This is a genomic window from Enterococcus sp. RTP21361st1_A6_RTP21361_211029 (genome assembly GCF_040910045.1).
Taxonomy (GTDB): Bacteria; Bacillota; Bacilli; order Lactobacillales; family Enterococcaceae; genus Enterococcus_D; species Enterococcus_D gallinarum.
In genome coordinates, this window is sequence record NZ_JBDGBK010000194.1 from 1 (window position 1) to 1,658 (window position 1,658).

Annotated in this window: 1 protein-coding gene; it reads right to left on the reverse strand. The window is 42.3% G+C overall.

The window, feature by feature from the left end:
- Positions 1-30: 30 nt before the first annotated feature.
- Entirely contained in the window at positions 31-1,395 is a 1,365-nt protein-coding gene (locus AB5Z52_RS16940) for a peptidoglycan DD-metalloendopeptidase family protein (protein ID WP_288551653.1), read from the reverse strand.
- Positions 1,396-1,658: the final 263 nt, after the last annotated feature.

Consider the following 1,658-nt stretch of genomic DNA (forward strand, 5'->3'; position numbering starts at 1 on the left):
ATCACTGCAAGCAGCCGCTGCTTTTTTTATTTAGAGGCCTAATTCAGACGCAGGGTCAAAGAAGCCTGACCATAGTCCTGTCGCCATTCCCAAATGTAGATGGACACCAGTCGAATTTCCAGTTGTTCCCATTCCACCAAGGTATTGACGTGCTGTGACACTTTGACCGCTACTAACAGCAGGCAATGCATTGAAGTGCATGTAATAACTATAGATGCCATTCGGATGCTTTATAATCACATAATTTCCTGTGGACGGACCATAACCGGCTTCTACCACTTTCCCACCTTGAATCGCATAAATCGGTGTTCCACTGCTGCCGGTAAAGTCGATCCCATTGTGCTGGTTGCCGGAAGAGCCCGTTGGATCTGTACGGTATCCAAAACGACTCGAGATATGGACAGAATCGACCGGTAAAGACCAACCGCTTGTTTGATTTCCACTAGCAAGCTCCGGTGTTTCTTGGTCAGTATCTTGATTGGTTTCTTTTTTACTTGTTTCTTCAATGTTGGTCTCTTCATTGATTGGTGTAGAAGCATTAGCGTATGTCGTTGCTTCTGTGCCGGTTTCTTTTGCCGACTCTTTTTCTTGAGAGACCGCTGCTTCAGCGGCTACTTGTTTTTTCGCTTGTTCCTGAGTTTTTTTTGCCTCAGCTTGTGCTTGTATCTTAGCTTCTGCGGCTAACGCTTCTTCTGCTGCTAATTGTTTCAGTGTTTCTTCCCGTTTCTTTTCAGCAGCCGCTTTTTCTGCTTCCAAATCAGACTTTTTGCTCTCTTCTTGATTCAGAGACAATCGTAAGTCGGCCAATGCCACATCCTGATTCAATCGTACATCCGCAAGCTCCCCTTGCTTTTGTTGCAGCTCGCTCGCATGAGTTTCAATTTCGGATAGTTTTTCTTCTAGTTCTTTTTCGAGCTTGATACTTGTCTCGATGTCTTTTTGCTGTTGCTCAACGATACTATTGCTGGCATTCATGATGGTGACAGAAGCAATGGCTCGTTGAATTGCTTCACCTAGTGAGTCAGCATCAAGTAATGTCGTCATCATGGCATTCGAAGGTTCTGAAACTTGAATATCTCTTGCTTGATTCGCCAGTGTTTCTTTCCGTTTGGCGATTTTTTCCTCCAATTCCTTGATTTCAACCGCGATTTTGTTGACCTTTTGCTCTGTGCTGGCCTTTGACGCCAAAATCGAATCCATTTCAGATTCAAGTTGTTGGATCTCCGCTTCCGTCTTTTGTTTGAACGCTTCTATTGAAGCAGATTCCCCTTTGATTTCATTGATTCGCTGGGTTTGTTGTTGAATTTGACGATCGACATCCTCTGCGTTTGCAACCAATGGGAAACCTATCCACATCAATGAGCTTGCGACTATCAATTTTTCCAGTTTTTTCATGCTATCTCCTTAATCCATCAGTTCGTTTCTACTAGCATACCGAAAACTCTGATTCTTTTGGGAAGAATCACAAGAAAAACATCTGGATGCAAAATTCTGACATCTCGTTGCAATCAACTTGTTAGATTCCCGCATGAATCGTAAATTGCTTTTTGTATTTTTTCATGAGGAAAAAACAGATAAGAATTTTGGCTCTATAATTTATGGGACTGATGAATCAGAATTGATTCTTCAGCCCCATTTTTATTTTAGGTATTAAAAAA